Source organism: Aliihoeflea aestuarii (genome assembly GCF_024105665.1).
Taxonomy (GTDB): Bacteria; Pseudomonadota; Alphaproteobacteria; order Rhizobiales; family Rhizobiaceae; genus Aliihoeflea; species Aliihoeflea aestuarii.
This window is the reverse complement of record NZ_JAAAMK010000006.1, coordinates 62,611-77,490: the sequence shown is the minus strand read 5'-3', so window position 1 is coordinate 77,490 and position 14,880 is coordinate 62,611. Positions and strand designations below refer to the sequence as shown.

General features: G+C 62.9%; 17 protein-coding genes. 9 read left to right on the top strand and 8 right to left on the bottom strand.

Annotated elements, in window-relative coordinates; genetic code table 11:
• Positions 1 to 208: 208 nt before the first annotated feature.
• The 6 genes from GTW25_RS13385 to aat all read left to right on the top strand — a co-directional run bounded on the left by GTW25_RS13385 (position 209) and on the right by aat (position 5,461).
• On the top strand, positions 209 to 1,585 hold the full coding sequence (locus GTW25_RS13385; RefSeq protein ID WP_252912638.1) for a M48 family metalloprotease: 1,377 nt from the start codon (positions 209 to 211) through the stop codon (positions 1,583 to 1,585).
• Between the two features lie 22 nt (positions 1,586 to 1,607).
• Positions 1,608 to 2,405, top strand: a complete 798-nt coding sequence (locus GTW25_RS13380) for a DsbA family protein (protein ID WP_252912637.1) — start codon at positions 1,608 to 1,610, stop codon at positions 2,403 to 2,405.
• Positions 2,406 to 2,529: 124 nt separating this feature from the next.
• Entirely contained in the window at positions 2,530 to 2,964 is a 435-nt protein-coding gene (aroQ, locus tag GTW25_RS13375; RefSeq protein ID WP_252912636.1) for a type II 3-dehydroquinate dehydratase, read from the top strand.
• A gap of 32 nt (positions 2,965 to 2,996) precedes the next feature.
• Entirely contained in the window at positions 2,997 to 3,470 is a 474-nt protein-coding gene (accB, locus tag GTW25_RS13370) for an acetyl-CoA carboxylase biotin carboxyl carrier protein (protein ID WP_252912635.1), read from the top strand.
• A gap of 8 nt (positions 3,471 to 3,478) precedes the next feature.
• Complete coding sequence (accC, locus tag GTW25_RS13365) at positions 3,479 to 4,822, top strand: acetyl-CoA carboxylase biotin carboxylase subunit (protein ID WP_252912634.1); 1,344 nt, start codon at positions 3,479 to 3,481, stop codon at positions 4,820 to 4,822.
• Positions 4,823 to 4,846: 24 nt separating this feature from the next.
• Positions 4,847 to 5,461 (top strand): leucyl/phenylalanyl-tRNA--protein transferase, encoded by a 615-nt coding sequence (gene aat / locus GTW25_RS13360; protein WP_252912633.1) that lies wholly within the window; start codon positions 4,847 to 4,849, stop codon positions 5,459 to 5,461.
• 181 nt (positions 5,462 to 5,642) lie between these two features.
• On the opposite strand, the gene GTW25_RS13355 is transcribed toward aat, so the two are convergent.
• From GTW25_RS13355 to gatB, 4 genes are all read right to left on the bottom strand, one after another.
• A complete protein-coding gene (locus GTW25_RS13355; protein ID WP_372493176.1) occupies positions 5,643 to 6,017 on the bottom strand; it encodes a DUF2155 domain-containing protein in 375 nt (124 codons plus the stop codon).
• Between the two features lie 314 nt (positions 6,018 to 6,331).
• Positions 6,332 to 6,730, bottom strand: a complete 399-nt coding sequence (locus GTW25_RS13350; protein WP_252912769.1) for an NADH:ubiquinone oxidoreductase subunit NDUFA12 — start codon at positions 6,728 to 6,730, stop codon at positions 6,332 to 6,334.
• A 77-nt stretch (positions 6,731 to 6,807) separates the two neighbouring features.
• Positions 6,808 to 7,293: a GNAT family N-acetyltransferase gene (locus GTW25_RS13345; RefSeq protein WP_252912768.1), complete on the bottom strand. Its 486-nt coding sequence runs from the start codon at positions 7,291 to 7,293 to the stop codon at positions 6,808 to 6,810.
• A 10-nt stretch (positions 7,294 to 7,303) separates the two neighbouring features.
• Positions 7,304 to 8,803, bottom strand: a complete 1,500-nt coding sequence (gene gatB / locus GTW25_RS13340) for an Asp-tRNA(Asn)/Glu-tRNA(Gln) amidotransferase subunit GatB (protein WP_252912632.1) — start codon at positions 8,801 to 8,803, stop codon at positions 7,304 to 7,306.
• 310 nt (positions 8,804 to 9,113) lie between these two features.
• Here gatB and GTW25_RS13335 point away from each other — a divergent pair, with 310 nt between their 5' ends.
• A complete protein-coding gene (locus tag GTW25_RS13335) occupies positions 9,114 to 9,368 on the top strand; it encodes a YjhX family toxin (RefSeq protein WP_252912631.1) in 255 nt (84 codons plus the stop codon).
• Positions 9,369 to 9,404: 36 nt separating this feature from the next.
• Here GTW25_RS13335 and GTW25_RS13330 read toward each other — a convergent pair whose 3' ends face one another.
• Complete coding sequence (locus tag GTW25_RS13330) at positions 9,405 to 9,836, bottom strand: CBS domain-containing protein (RefSeq protein WP_252912630.1); 432 nt, start codon at positions 9,834 to 9,836, stop codon at positions 9,405 to 9,407.
• Between the two features lie 78 nt (positions 9,837 to 9,914).
• A complete protein-coding gene (locus GTW25_RS13325; protein WP_252912629.1) occupies positions 9,915 to 10,637 on the bottom strand; it encodes a rhomboid family intramembrane serine protease in 723 nt (240 codons plus the stop codon).
• 348 nt (positions 10,638 to 10,985) lie between these two features.
• Here GTW25_RS13325 and GTW25_RS13320 point away from each other — a divergent pair, with 348 nt between their 5' ends.
• Positions 10,986 to 11,609 carry a PAS domain-containing protein gene (locus tag GTW25_RS13320; protein ID WP_252912628.1) on the top strand — a complete coding sequence of 208 codons (624 nt, stop codon included), beginning with the start codon at positions 10,986 to 10,988 and terminating at the stop codon, positions 11,607 to 11,609.
• 24 nt (positions 11,610 to 11,633) lie between these two features.
• Here the strand turns inward: GTW25_RS13320 and GTW25_RS13315 are convergent, their stop codons facing one another.
• Both GTW25_RS13315 and GTW25_RS13310 read right to left on the bottom strand, forming a co-directional pair.
• Entirely contained in the window at positions 11,634 to 13,091 is a 1,458-nt protein-coding gene (locus GTW25_RS13315) for an NAD-dependent succinate-semialdehyde dehydrogenase (RefSeq protein WP_252912627.1), read from the bottom strand.
• Positions 13,092 to 13,167: 76 nt separating this feature from the next.
• Positions 13,168 to 14,121: an AEC family transporter gene (locus GTW25_RS13310; RefSeq protein WP_252912767.1), complete on the bottom strand. Its 954-nt coding sequence runs from the start codon at positions 14,119 to 14,121 to the stop codon at positions 13,168 to 13,170.
• A 127-nt stretch (positions 14,122 to 14,248) separates the two neighbouring features.
• Here GTW25_RS13310 and GTW25_RS13305 point away from each other — a divergent pair, with 127 nt between their 5' ends.
• Positions 14,249 to 14,806: a histidine phosphatase family protein gene (locus tag GTW25_RS13305; RefSeq protein ID WP_252912626.1), complete on the top strand. Its 558-nt coding sequence runs from the start codon at positions 14,249 to 14,251 to the stop codon at positions 14,804 to 14,806.
• The last annotated feature ends 74 nt before the right edge of the window (positions 14,807 to 14,880 follow it).

Sequence of the window (14,880 nt, the reverse complement as noted above, 5' to 3'; positions counted from 1 at the left end):
CGTGGAAAGGTTCGACGTCGGAGCGGCGGGAGGGAAGAATTTGCGGCAAGATCGATATTCCTGAATATGGCGGGCCTGAATACGGAGGGGTCGCAGAGATGCCCGATCGACTGAGGGTTCACAAGTCCGCGCGGGTTTCGCCTGAGACTTTCCATCGCGTCGCCGCTGGACTACGGATAGCCTGCAGGACGTTTTTCGAGGAATCGCCATGCTGAGCACTGCCGGACGCCTTTTCAAGATCGTGACGACCGGCCTGCTTGCCGCGCAACTCACTTTTGCGCCCGTCTCGACCGCGCATGCCCAGCGGGGCGGCATTCCCGTGGTGCGCGACGCGGAAATCGAGGCGCTGGTGCGCGAATATGCAGGCCCGGTTCTTCAGGCGGCGGGCCTATCGCGGTCGGGCATCGAGATCATCCTCGTCAACAGCAATTCGTTCAATGCCTTCGTCGCCGGGCGGCGCATCTTCATCCATACCGGCGCGCTTCTGGCGTCAGAGACGCCCAACGAGATCATCGGCGTGATCGCGCATGAGGCCGGGCACATCGCAGGCGGGCACCAACAACGTCTGCGCCAACAGTTGGAAACGGCGCAGACGATGGCGATCGTCGCCGGTCTTCTGGGCATCGGCGCTGCCATCGGCGGCGCGGCATCCGGCGCGGGCGGCCTTGCACAGGGCGGCATGGGCCTTGCTATGGGCGGCAGCGAAATGGCGCGGCGCGGGCTTTTGGCCTATCAGCGCAGCGAAGAGGCGACGGCCGACCGTTCCGCCATCACCTATCTGGAACAGACCGGCCAGTCCGCGCGCGGCATGGTCAAGACGTTCGAACGCATGGCAAGCACGCTTTCGCTGACGGGCGCGCAGATCGACCCCTACCAGATCAGCCACCCGCTGCCGCGCGAGCGTATCCAGAACGTTCAGGAACTGGCGCAGGCGAGCCGCTTCTACAGTCGCGAGGACCCGGCCGCTTTGCAGCGCCGGCACGACATGATGCGGGCCAAGATCGCGGCCTATACGCAAGGACAAAGCGCGACCTCGCGCCTTTTCCGCGACACCACCGGCATGCCCGCGCGCTATGGCGACGCTATCGTCACGCATCTGACCGGCTCGCCGGCCGCAGCCTTGCAAAAGGTGGACGCCCTGATCGCCAGCGAACCGAACAACCCCTATTTCCATGAATTGCGCGGCGAAGTGCTGATCCGCGGCAATCGCCCGCAGGATGCGGTGACCGCCTTCCAACGTGCCGGACGTCTCGACCCGAACAATTCCGGCTTCATGCAGTTCGGCCTCGGCCAGGCGCTGCTGGCAGCCGGCGGCCCCGAAGCGCCGATGAAGGCCGTCGACGCGCTGACCCAGGGGCTGTCGCGCGCGCCGGAATATGTGAGTGCCTATCGCTATCTTGCGCAGGCTTACGGCCAGATGGGCGAGATCGCCGAGGCAGAGCTTGCAACTGCCGAAGGACACTATTACGCGGGCAATTTCCGCGAGGCACGGCAGTTCGCCGCCCGCGCGCAATCGCGCCTTCAGCCCGGCTCGCCGAGCTATGTGCGGGCGCAGGACATCATCAATCAGCGGCCGCAGGACTGACGGCTGCCCGAAAGGAAAAACGATGAACGCTTTGATTCCAGTCGCTGCCGGCGCGGTCGTCGCGATCGGCGCAGCCGTCGCCGGCTATGTGGCCGGATCGGCCCCCGCCTCCGCGGCCCTTGCCACGCCCGCCGTCGCATCCGCTGCCGCTCCCGACCGCGCAGCCGTCGAAGCGATCGTGCGCGATTATCTCGTGACCAACCCGGAAATCATGATCGAGGTGCAGCAGGCGCTGGAGACGAGGCAGATGGAAAGCCAGCGGCTCGTCCAGACCGAGATCATCCGGGAATCGGCCGACCGCATCTTCAATGCCGACCATGACGGCATCATCGGCAACCCGGAAGGATCGGTGACGATCGTCGAGTTCTTCGACTACAATTGCGGCTATTGCAAACGCGCGCTGCCGGACATGGAAGCGCTCGTCGCGGACGACCCGGATTTGCGCTTCGTCCTTAAGGAATTTCCCATTCTGGGGCCGGATTCGCAACGCGCCCATGTCGTTTCCATGGCCTTCCACAACCTCTATCCGCAAAGCTACGACGCGTTTCACCGCGACCTCATGGCAAGCGAAGCGCGCGTGACGGAGGACGAAGCCGTTCTTGTCGCCATTCGCCATAATGCCGACGAAGCGGCCTTGCGCCAGGAAATGGAAAATCCGGCCATCATCGCGGCCTTCCAGGAGACGTACGAACTTGCCGACCAGCTCTCGATCACCGGGACGCCCTCCTATGTCGTCGGCAACGAGGTCGTGTTCGGTGCCATGGGGCGCGACGTGCTGGCCGAGAAAATCGCGCAGACGCGGGACGAAAATCCGTCCTAATCAAGTTTTCGACATGTTTGTCGCCTGTTGAAGAGGTGCATAGCGCCCGCAACCTTTGCGTTGCGGGCCAAGGCGACTATAGAAGAGACGCCGCGCGCGAGGCGCTGCATCCGGAAAAGTATTGATGCCGAAAACCATTCTCGTCCTGAACGGGCCAAACCTCAACATGCTCGGCAAGCGCGAGCCGGGCATCTACGGCGTAAAGACGCTGGCCGACATCGAGGCAGATTGCCGGGCAGAGGCGGAAAGGCTGGGATTCGACATCGACTTTCGCCAGTCCAACATGGAAGGCGACCTGGTGACGTGGATTCAGGAGGCGCCGGACATGGCGGCGGGCCTGATCATCAACCCGGCCGGCTACGGCCACACCTCGATCGCCATTCACGACGCGCTGCGTCTTTTATCCATCCCAATCGCCGAAGTTCATCTTTCGAACATCCATGCGCGCGAAGAATTCCGTCACAAGACCATGGTGGCCCCGGTCGCGACCGGTGTGATCTGCGGCTTCGGCCCGATCGGCTACATCCTTGCAATCCAGGCACTTGCCGCCCGGCTATGACCGGAGACAATCAAGAAGAAGGGCAAAATTTCATGTCGACCAAGAAAGCCGGCGTAGACCAGCAACTGATCCGCGACCTGGCGGGCATCCTCAACGACACGAACCTGTCCGAGATCGAGGTGGAGCAGGACGATCTGCGCATCCGCGTTTCGCGCCAGACGGCTCCTGCGGTGCAGGCTTATGCCGCTCCCGCTGCGCCGGCCCCGTCCTTTGCCGCGCCCGCCGCTGCATCGGAAGAGCGCGCCGCGCCGGCAAGCGCTGCCGATCAGGCGCGCAACGCCGTCCCCTCCCCGATGGTCGGCACGGCCTATCTGTCGCCCTCGCCGGGCGCGCGCCCCTTCATCGAGGTCGGCCAGACCGTCAAGGAAGGCCAGACGCTTCTTATCATTGAGGCGATGAAGACCATGAACCAGATTCCGGCCCCGCGCTCCGGAAAGGTCACCGCGATCCTGTGCGAAGACGCGCAGCCGGTCGAATTCGGAGAGCCGCTGGTCGTGATCGAATAGGAGCGACCATGTTTCAGAAAATCCTCATCGCCAATCGCGGCGAAATCGCGCTCCGCATCCTGCGCGCCGCCAAGGAACTGGGCATCCAGACCGTCGCCGTTCATTCGACGGCCGACGCCGACGCCATGCATGTGCGCCTTGCCGACGAGAGCGTGTGCATCGGACCGCCGCCCTCGCGCGACAGCTATCTGAACATCCATCAGATCGTCGCCGCCTGCGAGATCACCGGCGCGGACGCCATCCATCCAGGCTACGGCTTCCTTTCGGAGAACGCCAAGTTCGCCGACATCCTCGCGGCCCACAACATCACCTTCATCGGTCCCTCGGGCGACCATATCCGCGTGATGGGCGACAAGATCGAGGCCAAGCGCACGGCAAAGCGTCTCGGCATTCCGGTCGTGCCCGGCTCGGAAGGGGGCGTCACCGACGAGGACGAAGCCAAGCGCATTGCCGCCGAGATCGGCTATCCCGTCATCATCAAGGCGTCGGCCGGCGGCGGCGGGCGCGGCATGAAGGTCGCACGTTCCGAGGACGAATTGGCGATCGCGCTCGGCACCGCGCGTTCGGAAGCGGGTGCCGCGTTCGGCGACGACGCCGTCTACATCGAAAAATACCTCGAAAAGCCGCGCCATATCGAAGTGCAGATTCTGGGTGACGGACGCGGCAACGCAGTTCATCTGGGAGAGCGCGACTGCTCGCTCCAACGCCGCCACCAGAAAGTCTGGGAAGAAGCGACCTCGCCCGCGCTCAACGCCTCCGAGCGCGAGAGGATCGGCGAAATCTGCTCCAAGGCCGTTGCCGGGCTCGGCTATTCCGGTGCGGGGACGATCGAGTTCCTCTACGAGGACGGCGAGTTCTATTTCATCGAGATGAACACGCGTCTTCAGGTGGAGCACCCGATCACCGAAGCGATCACCGGCATCGATCTGGTGCATGAGCAGATCCGCGTCGCGTCGGCCGGCGGGCTGTCGGTCACGCAGAACGACATCCGCTTCAACGGCCACGCGATCGAATGCCGCATCAATGCCGAGGACGCACGCACCTTCGTGCCCTCGCCCGGCACGGTGACGACGTTCCACCCGCCCGGCGGGCTCGGCGTTCGCGTCGATTCGGCGGTCTATAATGGCTACAAGATCCCGCCCTATTACGACAGCCTGATCGGCAAGCTGATCGTGCACGGCCGCAACCGTGTCGAGTGCATGATGCGCCTGCGCAGGGCGCTCGACGAATTCGTCGTCGACGGCATCAACACCACGCTGCCGCTCTTCCGCGACCTCGTCGGGAATTCGGACATCGCCAATGGCGACTACGATATCCACTGGCTGGAAAAGTATCTCGCGTCCAAGCCCTGACACGCGGCGGAGGGTTGAGTTGACATGACCCGACCCTTCGCCCCCGGCTTCTCGATCCCGACGGACCTCTTGCTGCGCGCTTATGCGGCGGGCGTGTTCCCCATGGCCGAAAGCGCCGACGACCCGGAAATCTTCTGGGTGCGGCCGGAACTGCGCGGCGTCATCCCGCTCGACGATTTTCACGTTTCGCGCCGCCTTGCCCGGACCGCGCGCAGCGGCGTTTTCGACATTCGCTTCGATACGGATTTCGCCGGCGTCGTTTCAGGTTGCGGGGCCGCGCGGCCGGGGCGTCCGAATACATGGATCAACCGGCCGATCCGCGAAGCCTATGCGAAGCTCTTCGAGATCGGTCATTGCCATACGGTCGAGGCATGGCAGGGCGAACGGCTCGTCGGCGGTCTTTACGGCGTCACGCTGGGGCGCGTCTTCTTCGGCGAAAGCATGTTCAGCTTCGAACGGGATGCGTCGAAGGTCTGCCTTATCGCGCTGGTCGAACGATTGCGCGCGAACGGTTTCGACCTTCTGGATACACAGTTCACGACGGAGCATCTCAAGCGCTTCGGCGCGATCGATGTGCCGAGACGCAAATACGAAGCTATTTTGGAAAGCGCGCTGGACGGCGAGCCGGCGCGGTTTTGATCGGATCGCCATTTCCAAAGTGTGTCAACAATGACGCGTTTCTCTTTGAAGCGCCCTCATCCGCCTGCCGACACCTTCTCCCCCAAGGGGAGAAGGAAGATTGCCGCAACGCTCGTGCCCCCTCTCCCCATGGGGAGAGGGTAAGGGTGAGGGGTGATCCCCGCAGCAAAACCTGAAAACTTCAGCCGCCGGCCGTTTCCGGCGCGGGCACGTCGGACTGTGCCTTGCAGGATTTCAGCCACACGTCATAGACGGCGTGTTCGACGGCGTTGAGGCCGGGGCTTTCGGCGAACATCCAACCGGAAAAGATGCGCCGGATCTTGCGGTCGAGCGTGATCTCGTCGACCTCCACGAAACCATCGGTGCGCGGCTCCTGCCCCTCGCCCGACGAGTAGCAGACGCGCGGTGTCACCTGCAGCGCGCCGAACTGGACGGTTTCATCGACATAGACGTCGAAGGACGTGATTCGGCCGGTGATCTTGTCGATGCCGGAAAATTCGGCGACCGGATTGGCGATCCGCTCGATCGGCACTTCAGTCGGCGCCTCCTCCATCATCGGTGCATCTTCGAAAGGCGCATTCTCGACCGGCGCTTCTTCGAAGACGAAGCCATCGGAAGGCGCTTCCTGAGAGGGTTCTTCGTAGATGAACTCGTCCGAGGGTGGCTGCTGGGCCGGCTCCTCGTAGATATACTCATCGGAAGGCGGCGGAACCCACTGGAACTGGGCCAAAGCGAGCGTCGATACGCTCGCAAGCGCGATGCTCGCGACTGCAACTGCCAGCGTGGATTTCATCTTGGCCAAGTCCCGCTCCGTTCGATCGACGATTCCCGCCTAATGCCAGATTGTGGCAAGAGCGAAGCATCCAACCGTCAGCTACCGGGCGTCCAGGCGTCGTAATCGCCGGAAACGCGCGGGCGCTTTTCCTGCGATGCGACAGAGCCCTTCGGTCGATAGGCGAAGCGCGAGCCCGTCAGATTCGGCTCGTGCGGCTTTTGCCACTCGCGCGGCTGATAATGGTCGTCCTGCGGCGGCGTGTCGACGCGGTGATGCATCCATCCATGCCAGCCGGGCGGGATCATGCTCGCCTCGGCGTAGTCCTTGTAGATCACCCAGCGACGCGTGCGCCCTTCGGTGTCGACGCCGCCCTCATAGTAGAGATTGCCGAACTCGTCCTCGCCCACCGGCTTGCCGTGCCGCCAGGTGTGGAACCTTGTGCCGAGGGTCTGGCCGTTCCACCAGGTGAAGAACTGCGTGAAGAAGGTTTTCATGGACATGCGCAAATCCGAAAAACTGGGCGCTGAATTGTTGCGTGTCTTATGGCTGTCCGGGCCGGTAATGACAAGCCTCAAGCCCAAACGATCGGGCGTTCGTAGATCAGGGCGACAACGCCGTCCGCGCCTTTTGCCTCGCCGATCCGGGCAAAGCCCTGTGCAAGATAGAACGCGATCGCCTTTGCGTTCGCCTCCTCGACCTCCAGCCGAATGCGCGCAGCTTCGGGAAAACAGCCCTCGACCTCGTCGAGCAGCATGCCGCCGATGCCCCTGCCCTGAAAAGCGGGGCGAACATAGAGCTGGCGCAGCATGAGGGTCTTGCCGTCATCCACCGTGTCGGCGAACGCCATGCCGCCGATCGCCTCACCATCGTCGGCGACCAGAAACTCGGACATCGGCACGTCGAGCCGCGCTTCCAGCGCGGCGAGCGAATGCCATTCGTCGGTGATCTGCGTCACACGATCCGCACCGTAGATGACGTCATAGGTCGCGTGCCACGTCTCCACCAGCAGATCGCGAACGGCTTGAACATCGCGCTTCGATACCGTGCGGACGAACATCAGGGACTGATCACTCAATGCCGAGCCGGGCCTTGACGAGGTCGCTGACGGCCTGCGGATTGGCCTTGCCGCCCGTCGCCTTCATCACCTGACCGACGAACCAGCCGGCCATAGTGGGCTTGGCCTTTGCCTGCTCGACCTTATCCGGGTTCGCGGCGATGACCTCGTCCACGGCCTTTTCGATCGCGCCGGTATCCGTCACCTGCTTCATGCCGCGTTCTTCGACCAAAGCGCGCGGGTCACCGCCCTCATTCCAGACGATCTCGAAGAGGTCCTTGGCGATCTTGCCGGAAATGACGCCTTCCTTGATCAGATCGACGACTGCGCCGAGTTGATCAGGCGAAACGGGCGATTCGGCGATGTCCTTGCCGGCCTTGTTCAGCGCGCCGAGAAGGTCGTTGATGACCCAGTTGGCGGCAGCCTTGCCGTCGCGGCCTTCGGCGACCTTTTCGTAATAGTCGGCGATCGCCTTTTCGGAGACGAGGATCGAGGCATCGTAGACCGAAAGGCCAAGGCCCTCGATCAGGCGCGCGCGCTTGTCGTCGGGAAGTTCGGGCAGATGCGCGGCGAGTGCGTCGACATATGCCTGATCGAATTCGAGCGGCAGAAGATCAGGATCGGGGAAATAGCGGTAGTCATGCGCTTCTTCCTTCGATCGCATGGAGCGCGTTTCGCCCTTGTTCGGGTCGAACAGGCGCGTTTCCTGATCGATCTTGCCACCATCCTCGAGGATTGCGATCTGGCGACGCGCTTCGGACTCGATCGCCTGTCCGATGAAACGGATCGAATTGACGTTCTTGATCTCGCAGCGTGTGCCGAATTCTTCGCCCGGACGGCGCACGGACACGTTGACGTCCGCGCGAAGCGAACCTTCGTCCATGTTGCCGTCGCAGGTGCCAAGATAACGCATGATCGTGCGCAGCTTGGTAACATAGGCCTTGGCCTCGTCGGCCGAGCGCAGATCGGGCTTCGAGACGATCTCCATCAGCGCCACGCCCGAGCGGTTCAAATCAACATAGGACATGGTCGGGTGCTGGTCGTGCATCGACTTGCCGGCGTCCTGCTCCAGATGCAGGCGCTCGATGCCGATCTCGATTTCCTCGAACTCGCCTTTGCGGTCCGGTCCGACCTGCACCTGGACGACGCCCTCGCCGACGATCGGCTGCTTGAACTGCGAAATCTGGTAGCCCTGCGGCAGGTCGGGATAGAAATAGTTCTTGCGGTCGAAGACAGAGCGATGGTTGATTTCCGCCTTCAGACCGAGCCCCGTGCGGATCGCCTGTTTGACGCACTCCTCGTTGATGACCGGCAGCATGCCGGGCATGGCCGCGTCGACGAGGCTGACATTGGCGTTGGGGGCCGCGCCGAAGGTGGTCGAGGCACCGGAAAACAGCTTCGATTGCGACGACACCTGCGCATGGATTTCCATGCCGATGATGATTTCCCAATCGCCGGTCGCGCCGGAGACGAGGCGCTTGGGGTCGGGCGTGCGGGTGTCGATGAGCGTCATGGGATGCCTGGCGTAAATTCGTAAAAAACATGGGGCACGCGGTGTGCGCGGACCTTGCCGTGTCGCTAGTCCAAACGAGGCCGGGTGGCAAGTGTCGAGCGCGGCGACGTCGCCCGGCAATGGACAAATCCGGCCATGGATTCTATATCCATTGCGTCCTTCATGGAGCCTTTATGTCCAATTCCAGTGAGTCCCGATAAGGCCCTGACCTCTTCCTGAGGCAGGGCAGAAAAGCTGAACCGACCGCGCCGTGCCAACGGCCGCGGCGATTTTCATCGGCGTTACGCCGGCTTTTCCACGGACACACGAAATGGACATTTCCCGCGCCGAACAGCGCATTCTCCACCTGCTCGCACAGGGCGGGCGCATCGAGGTCGAAAAGACTGAAAAGAAGATCGACGATGTAAGGGCATTCACGCGCGACGGCTGGCGTCTGCCGGGCGTCGATCTGGTGCTTTTCCGCAAGCTGAAACGAAAGGGAGCGATCGCCTCGTCAGGCGGCGGCCCTTATCGCGTCACGCGGCGGGGCCTCGCACTCGTCCGGGCCGAACAGGATAATCGCTGACGAGCCAAGGCCGGGCGCGATGCCCGGCCACCGCTCTCAAGCGGTCGCGATATATTGCTTGATTTCCTCGGCCTCGCGCTCGACATCCTCGATGCGCCGCTTCACCACGTCGCCGATGGAAATGATGCCGGCAAGTTTGCCGTCGCGCTCGACGGGCAGATGGCGGAAGCGCGACTGCGTCATGATCTCCATGACCTGATTGACGGTGTGGCCGTCCTGGCAAGTTCGCACCTTGGCGGTCATCGCGCTCGACACGCGCTCCTCAAGCGCCGCCGCGCCGTTGATGCCGATCTGGCGCACGATATCGCGTTCGGAAAGGATTCCGGCGATTTTCTGGCCATCCGCCGTCACGACCACCGCGCCGATGCGCTTTTCGCCAAGCAGGCGCGCCGCCTCGGCCAGCGTGATGTCGGGCGAGACCGTCATTACGTCACGGCCCTTGGCATCGAGAATGGCTTTTACGGTCATGGCTTCCTCCTTGCGCACAATGATGCATGGTGCCCTCACCGCGCCATTATTTCAAGAACGCGCGCTTTTCCAAGGGTTTCAGCGGCGATCGAACAGGCTCAAACCGAAAAAGCCGGCGAGCAGCCCGCCGATATGGGCTTCCCAGGCGATCTGCCCGACGCCCGGCGCGGCAAAGCCGATTCCCATCGCCAGATTGATGACGAACCAGACCGCAAGAAACGTGAAGGTCATGCGATGGCGAAGCACGACGCCGACGGGCAGGATCGGCCCACGGAAGGCAGATTTTCCGGCAAAGCGGTCGACCTGGAACGCGAAGCGCGCCGCTGCTCCCATCATGCCCGAGATCGCGCCCGATGCACCCACGACCGGCGTCGGGTCGCCGGAATGCAGGATGTAGTGCAGGGCGACGGCTGCCACCGACGTGAACACCCAGAACGCCAGAAAGCGGACCCAGCCAATCCGGTGCGCCAATGGTGAGCCGAATGCGGCCAGCCAGACCATGTTGACGAGGAGATGCGCCACACCGCCATGCAGGAACGCATATGTAACCGGGCTGACCCAGGCATAGATGTCGATGTCGTAGAGGCCGGAATAGCGGATCGGGATGAACGCAAACCGGACCAGAAGTTCGATATTCTGCTGATCGGTCAAGACGAGTTCGCGAACGGCATGGATGCCCGCGCAAAGCACGATCAGAACGGTGACGATCATGGGGAGATTGAAAACCGGCTCGCGTTTCGGCGGCGGCGTTTCGCGCCACTCCCCTTCGTCGGGACGGTCGATCGGGCGGGCGTCGTTCATCGTATGGTCTCGCGCATGCAACCGCACATAGAGGCACGCATACCTCTTCGCCAGCCCGTGCCGACAGAAAAAGGCCGTCCGAAGGCTTGCCTTCAGACGGCCAGATCGAGCCCCTGTGCTCCCCGTTTCGAGACTGGAGTGTCGAAACGCTTGCTTCCCGTAAATTCACGTTCCCACGAAGTCGCTCGCGCGGCAATCGAAACCATTCGTTAACCTTAACGGGCCGGAGAGGCGTTAAGAACTCCTAACAGGGGTGGCACGCGACCTGCATCCTTGGCCATGTAAAGAGCATCGACGACACGAGTCGTTTCATTTCGAGACGATCGGGACAGGAGCTGGATGATGAGAATGGACGGCACGACCGCGATGTTCCGATATTGGAACATGCTGCGCGCGGGTCGCCCTGCGCCGTCACGGTCGGAAATCGACCCGACGGCAATTCGCAAATGGCTGCCCGACATCTTCATCCTCGAATTCGACGACGACCGGTCGGTACGCTTCCGGCTGGCGGGCACGCGTCTGTGCTCGGTGTTCGGACAGGAGCTGCGCCATACGCACTTTCGCGATCTGTGGCGCTTCGACGACAGGGTCACCATTTCGGCGCTGGTGGAAACGAGCCTGAACCAGCAGGCGACGATCGTGCTGGACGCGCGTGCAGGCACCAGTCAAGGACGCGAGGCCGATTTCGAACTTCTCCTGTTGCCGCTGCATGCAGGTCCCGGCGTGCAGCGAACCATCGGCCTTCTGTGCGCCGACGAACGGCCGTTCTGGCTCGGATCGCATCCAGTGGCACAGCTCGATCTCCACGGAGCACGGCTGATCGATCCCGATGCCGTGCCGCTGCGCGATGTCGGCGCGCGCACGCCGAGCCTTGCACCCGATATCATCGAGCCGACCGAAACACATGGCGCGCGCCGCGTGCGCCATCTGGTCGTTCACGATGGCGGACGGTCGAACGGCGCGGACGACTGAGTCGTCCACGCCGTTTTTCGTTTCTTAGAGGCCGAGCCCGCCGATGCAGACATATTTGGTGTCGAGATAGTCCTCGATGCCCTGATGCCCGCCCTCGCGACCGAGCCCCGATTCCTTGACGCCGCCGAACGGCGCCTCGGGCGTCGTGATGATACCTTCATTGACGCCGACCATGCCGTATTTCAGGCCCTCCATCACGCGGAAGACGCGGCCGAGATCGCCCGTGTAAAAATAGCAGGCGAGGCCGAATTCGGTGTCGTTGGCGAGTTCGACGGCCTCTTCTTCCTTTTCGAAGCGGAAGACGGGCGCGACGGGACCGAAAATCTCGTCCTTCATGAATTTCATGTCGGGCTTGGCGTCCGCGATCACGGTCGGCTGGAAGAACGAACCGCCGAGCTCGTGGCGGTTGCCGCCGGTGACGACCTTGCCGCCCTTGGCCTTGGCATCGGCAACGAATTCCTCGACCTTCTCGACGGCTTTCACGTCGATCAGCGGCCCCTGCTGGACACCGGCTTCGAGACCGGGACCAACCTTGAGCCTGGCCGAAGCCTTGGCGAACTTCTCGACGAACTCGTCATAAATTCCGGCCTGCACGAAAAAGCGGTTGGTACACACGCAGGTCTGGCCGGAATTGCGGTATTTCGCGGCGACCGCACCCTCGACCGCGCGGTCGATGTCGGCATCGTCGAAAACGAGGAACGGCGCATTGCCGCCCAGTTCCATCGACACTTTCTTGACGGTCGATGCGGACTGACCGATCAGAATCTTGCCGACCTCCGTCGAGCCGGTGAAGGTGATCTTCTTGACGAGCGGATTGGTCGACAATTCCTTGCCGATCTCGCTCGCGCCGCCGGTAACGACGTTGACGACGCCCTTGGGAATGCCGGCTTCCTCGCAAAGCGCACCCCAGGCCAGCCCCGAATAGGGCGTCTGTGTCGCCGGTTTGACGACCGCGGTGCAGCCGGCCGCGATCGCCGGGCCGATCTTGCGCGACAACATGGAGGACGGGAAGTTCCATGGCGTGATGGCGGCGACCACGCCGACCGGCTCCCTCGTGACGAGGATTCGCCGGTCCGTCCATGGCGACGGGATCACATCGCCATAGGCGCGGCGCGCTTCCTCGGCGAACCAGAGGATATAGGCGGCGGACGCGCCGATCTCGGCCTTCGATTCGGTCAGGGACTTGCCTTGTTCCATCGTCAAAAGCTCGGCAAGCGCGTCCTGATTGTCCATCAGGGCGTCGTGGAGCTTGCGCAGCATCTTCGAACGGTCGAGCGCGCTCGTCTTGCGAAAGGACTTGAACGCCTCGTGCGCGGCTTCAATCGCACGGCGCGTCTCGGCAGCGCCACCCTTAGGGATGGTGCCGATCTTCTGGCCGTTTGCGGGATTGGTGACGTCTATGGTCTCACCGGAATCGGCCTGGACCCATTCGCCGCCGATCAGGTTGGCCTCGCGAAGAAAGTGACTGGTCTTCTTGAGCATGGCGCTCTCCCTCGAACTGGTTCGTCTTGTCGGTCGGGGAGAGATGTAAGGCAACGCGCCCAAAGGACCAAGCTGTTCAGGCAAAAAGGCGTTGAGCCACGGCAAGCCAGAACAGCGTGGACGCCGCCGCCGCCGCCGTGGAAAGCGTCATGACGTTGGAGGCAAGCGCCTGTCCCGTCCCGAAGCGGGTCGCGATCAGATACGGATTGACGCCCGTGGGCAGCGAGGCGGCCGTCACCGCGACCATCGCTACCAGAGGCGACAGGTCGAGCACCCACGCGGCGCCGAGCGCCGCCGCGGGCATCACGAAAAGCTTGACGGAAGACAAGGCCAGTCCCGCCTTCACATTGCCCGAAATTCCCATGCGCCGCAGCGAAAGGCCCATCGCGAACAGCGCCACGGGGCCCGCAAGATTGGCGAATGTATCGACGAAACGCTGCCCCAGCGCGGGCATTTCGAGGCCGACAAGCCGCCACACGAGCGCTGCGAGGATGCCGACGATCAGCGGATTGGCGACCAGCTTATAAAGGAAATCGCGGATGATGACCGCCACGCCGGGGCTCGCCTCCGCCGAGCCGCGATTGGCCCATTCGAACAGCGCGATCGACGCCGCCATCATGATCGGAAGATGGACCGCGACGATCAGGGACAGGACCTCTAGCCCCTCGCGGCCGAAAATCCCCTGAATCAGAGGCAGGCCGAGAAGCACCAGATTGGAGAACGACCCCGAGACGCCGCCCACGACGCTGGCGCGCGCATCGCGGCCGAACGCCTTGCTCGTCAGCACCTGCGCCGTCACCCACGCCACCGCGACGGCGAAGAAATAGCAGGCCCAGAGCGTCAGCGGCGCGGCTCCCGAAAAATCGGCCTCGATGATCGTGCGGAACAGCAAAATCGGAACCGCAACGGATACCGCGAACGCGGTCAGCGCATCGCCGATGGAGCTTTTCAACAACCCCGTCCAGCCCGACACGTAGCCGAGCGCGACGAGCCCGAACACAAAGGCGGTGGTTTCGGTCAAAGGCGACATGGAACCGCAGTAGCGCGCGCTTCGCTGCATCGCAACCGCCGGTCGCGACAATCGGACGGCGACCGCGAGGTTTCGATCGGATAGGGTCGACCTATATAGAAAAGGCCAAACCAGTTCCGGAGCCTACATGTACCGCACCTTGATCATCACCATCCTTTCCTTTGCCCTCGCACTTCCGGCGGCGGCGACGGAGGCGGGATGGGCGTTGCTGCGCAACGGAGGTCAGGTCGTGCTTTTGAACCATGCGAACGCTCCCGGTGCCACAGAACCTGCCGCGTTTGACATCGAATCATGCCGCACGCAGCGCAATCTTTCCGAGCGCGGCCGCCAGCAGGCGCGGCGAATCGGAGCGCTTTTCGCCGCGCGCGCCGCACCGGTCGAGGAGATCTTCTCCAGCAGGTACTGCCGGACCAGGGATACCGCCGAACTCGCCTTCGGCGCATCCTTGGTCGAAACGGTGGACTGGCTCGATCCGTTCGACGCCGACGGCGAGGAGGCCGATGCGCGCCGGCAAAGACTGATCGAGGAAATCGAAGCCTATACGGGTTCGGGCATTCTCGTGATGGTCACGCATGACAGCTATGTCGATGCGGTTTTGGGCACGCGGCCCCGCGAAGGCGAAGCGATCATCGTCACCGCCCATGACGGCGCCCTGCAAACGGTCGGACGCATCGTCTTCAACTGACAGTTCTCCGGCAATTTCGGCAGCGCCCTTTTCCTGCCGTCAAAAACCGATTAGAGAGCGCGCGAACCTTCTCT

Bases quoted from the DNA above. Each gene is read 5' to 3' on its own strand.
- accC (WP_252912634.1), top strand. From the start codon at position 3,479: ATGTTTCAGAAAATCCTCATCGCCAATCGCGGCGAAATCGCGCTCCGC.
- GTW25_RS13310 (WP_252912767.1), bottom strand. From the start codon at position 14,121: ATGTCGCCTTTGACCGAAACCACCGCCTTTGTGTTCGGGCTCGTCGCG.
- GTW25_RS13380 (WP_252912637.1), top strand. From the start codon at position 1,608: ATGAACGCTTTGATTCCAGTCGCTGCCGGCGCGGTCGTCGCGATCGGC.
- gatB (WP_252912632.1), bottom strand. From the start codon at position 8,803: ATGACGCTCATCGACACCCGCACGCCCGACCCCAAGCGCCTCGTCTCC.
- GTW25_RS13335 (WP_252912631.1), top strand. From the start codon at position 9,114: ATGGACATTTCCCGCGCCGAACAGCGCATTCTCCACCTGCTCGCACAG.
- GTW25_RS13330 (WP_252912630.1), bottom strand. From the start codon at position 9,836: ATGACCGTAAAAGCCATTCTCGATGCCAAGGGCCGTGACGTAATGACG.
- GTW25_RS13345 (WP_252912768.1), bottom strand. From the start codon at position 7,293: ATGTTCGTCCGCACGGTATCGAAGCGCGATGTTCAAGCCGTTCGCGAT.
- GTW25_RS13315 (WP_252912627.1), bottom strand. From the start codon at position 13,091: ATGCTCAAGAAGACCAGTCACTTTCTTCGCGAGGCCAACCTGATCGGC.
- GTW25_RS13320 (WP_252912628.1), top strand. From the start codon at position 10,986: ATGGACGGCACGACCGCGATGTTCCGATATTGGAACATGCTGCGCGCG.
- aroQ (WP_252912636.1), top strand. From the start codon at position 2,530: ATGCCGAAAACCATTCTCGTCCTGAACGGGCCAAACCTCAACATGCTC.
- accB (WP_252912635.1), top strand. From the start codon at position 2,997: ATGTCGACCAAGAAAGCCGGCGTAGACCAGCAACTGATCCGCGACCTG.
- GTW25_RS13350 (WP_252912769.1), bottom strand. From the start codon at position 6,730: ATGAAAACCTTCTTCACGCAGTTCTTCACCTGGTGGAACGGCCAGACC.
- GTW25_RS13385 (WP_252912638.1), top strand. From the start codon at position 209: ATGCTGAGCACTGCCGGACGCCTTTTCAAGATCGTGACGACCGGCCTG.
- aat (WP_252912633.1), top strand. From the start codon at position 4,847: ATGACCCGACCCTTCGCCCCCGGCTTCTCGATCCCGACGGACCTCTTG.
- GTW25_RS13325 (WP_252912629.1), bottom strand. From the start codon at position 10,637: ATGAACGACGCCCGCCCGATCGACCGTCCCGACGAAGGGGAGTGGCGC.
- GTW25_RS13355 (WP_372493176.1), bottom strand. From the start codon at position 6,017: ATGATGGAGGAGGCGCCGACTGAAGTGCCGATCGAGCGGATCGCCAAT.
- GTW25_RS13305 (WP_252912626.1), top strand. From the start codon at position 14,249: ATGTACCGCACCTTGATCATCACCATCCTTTCCTTTGCCCTCGCACTT.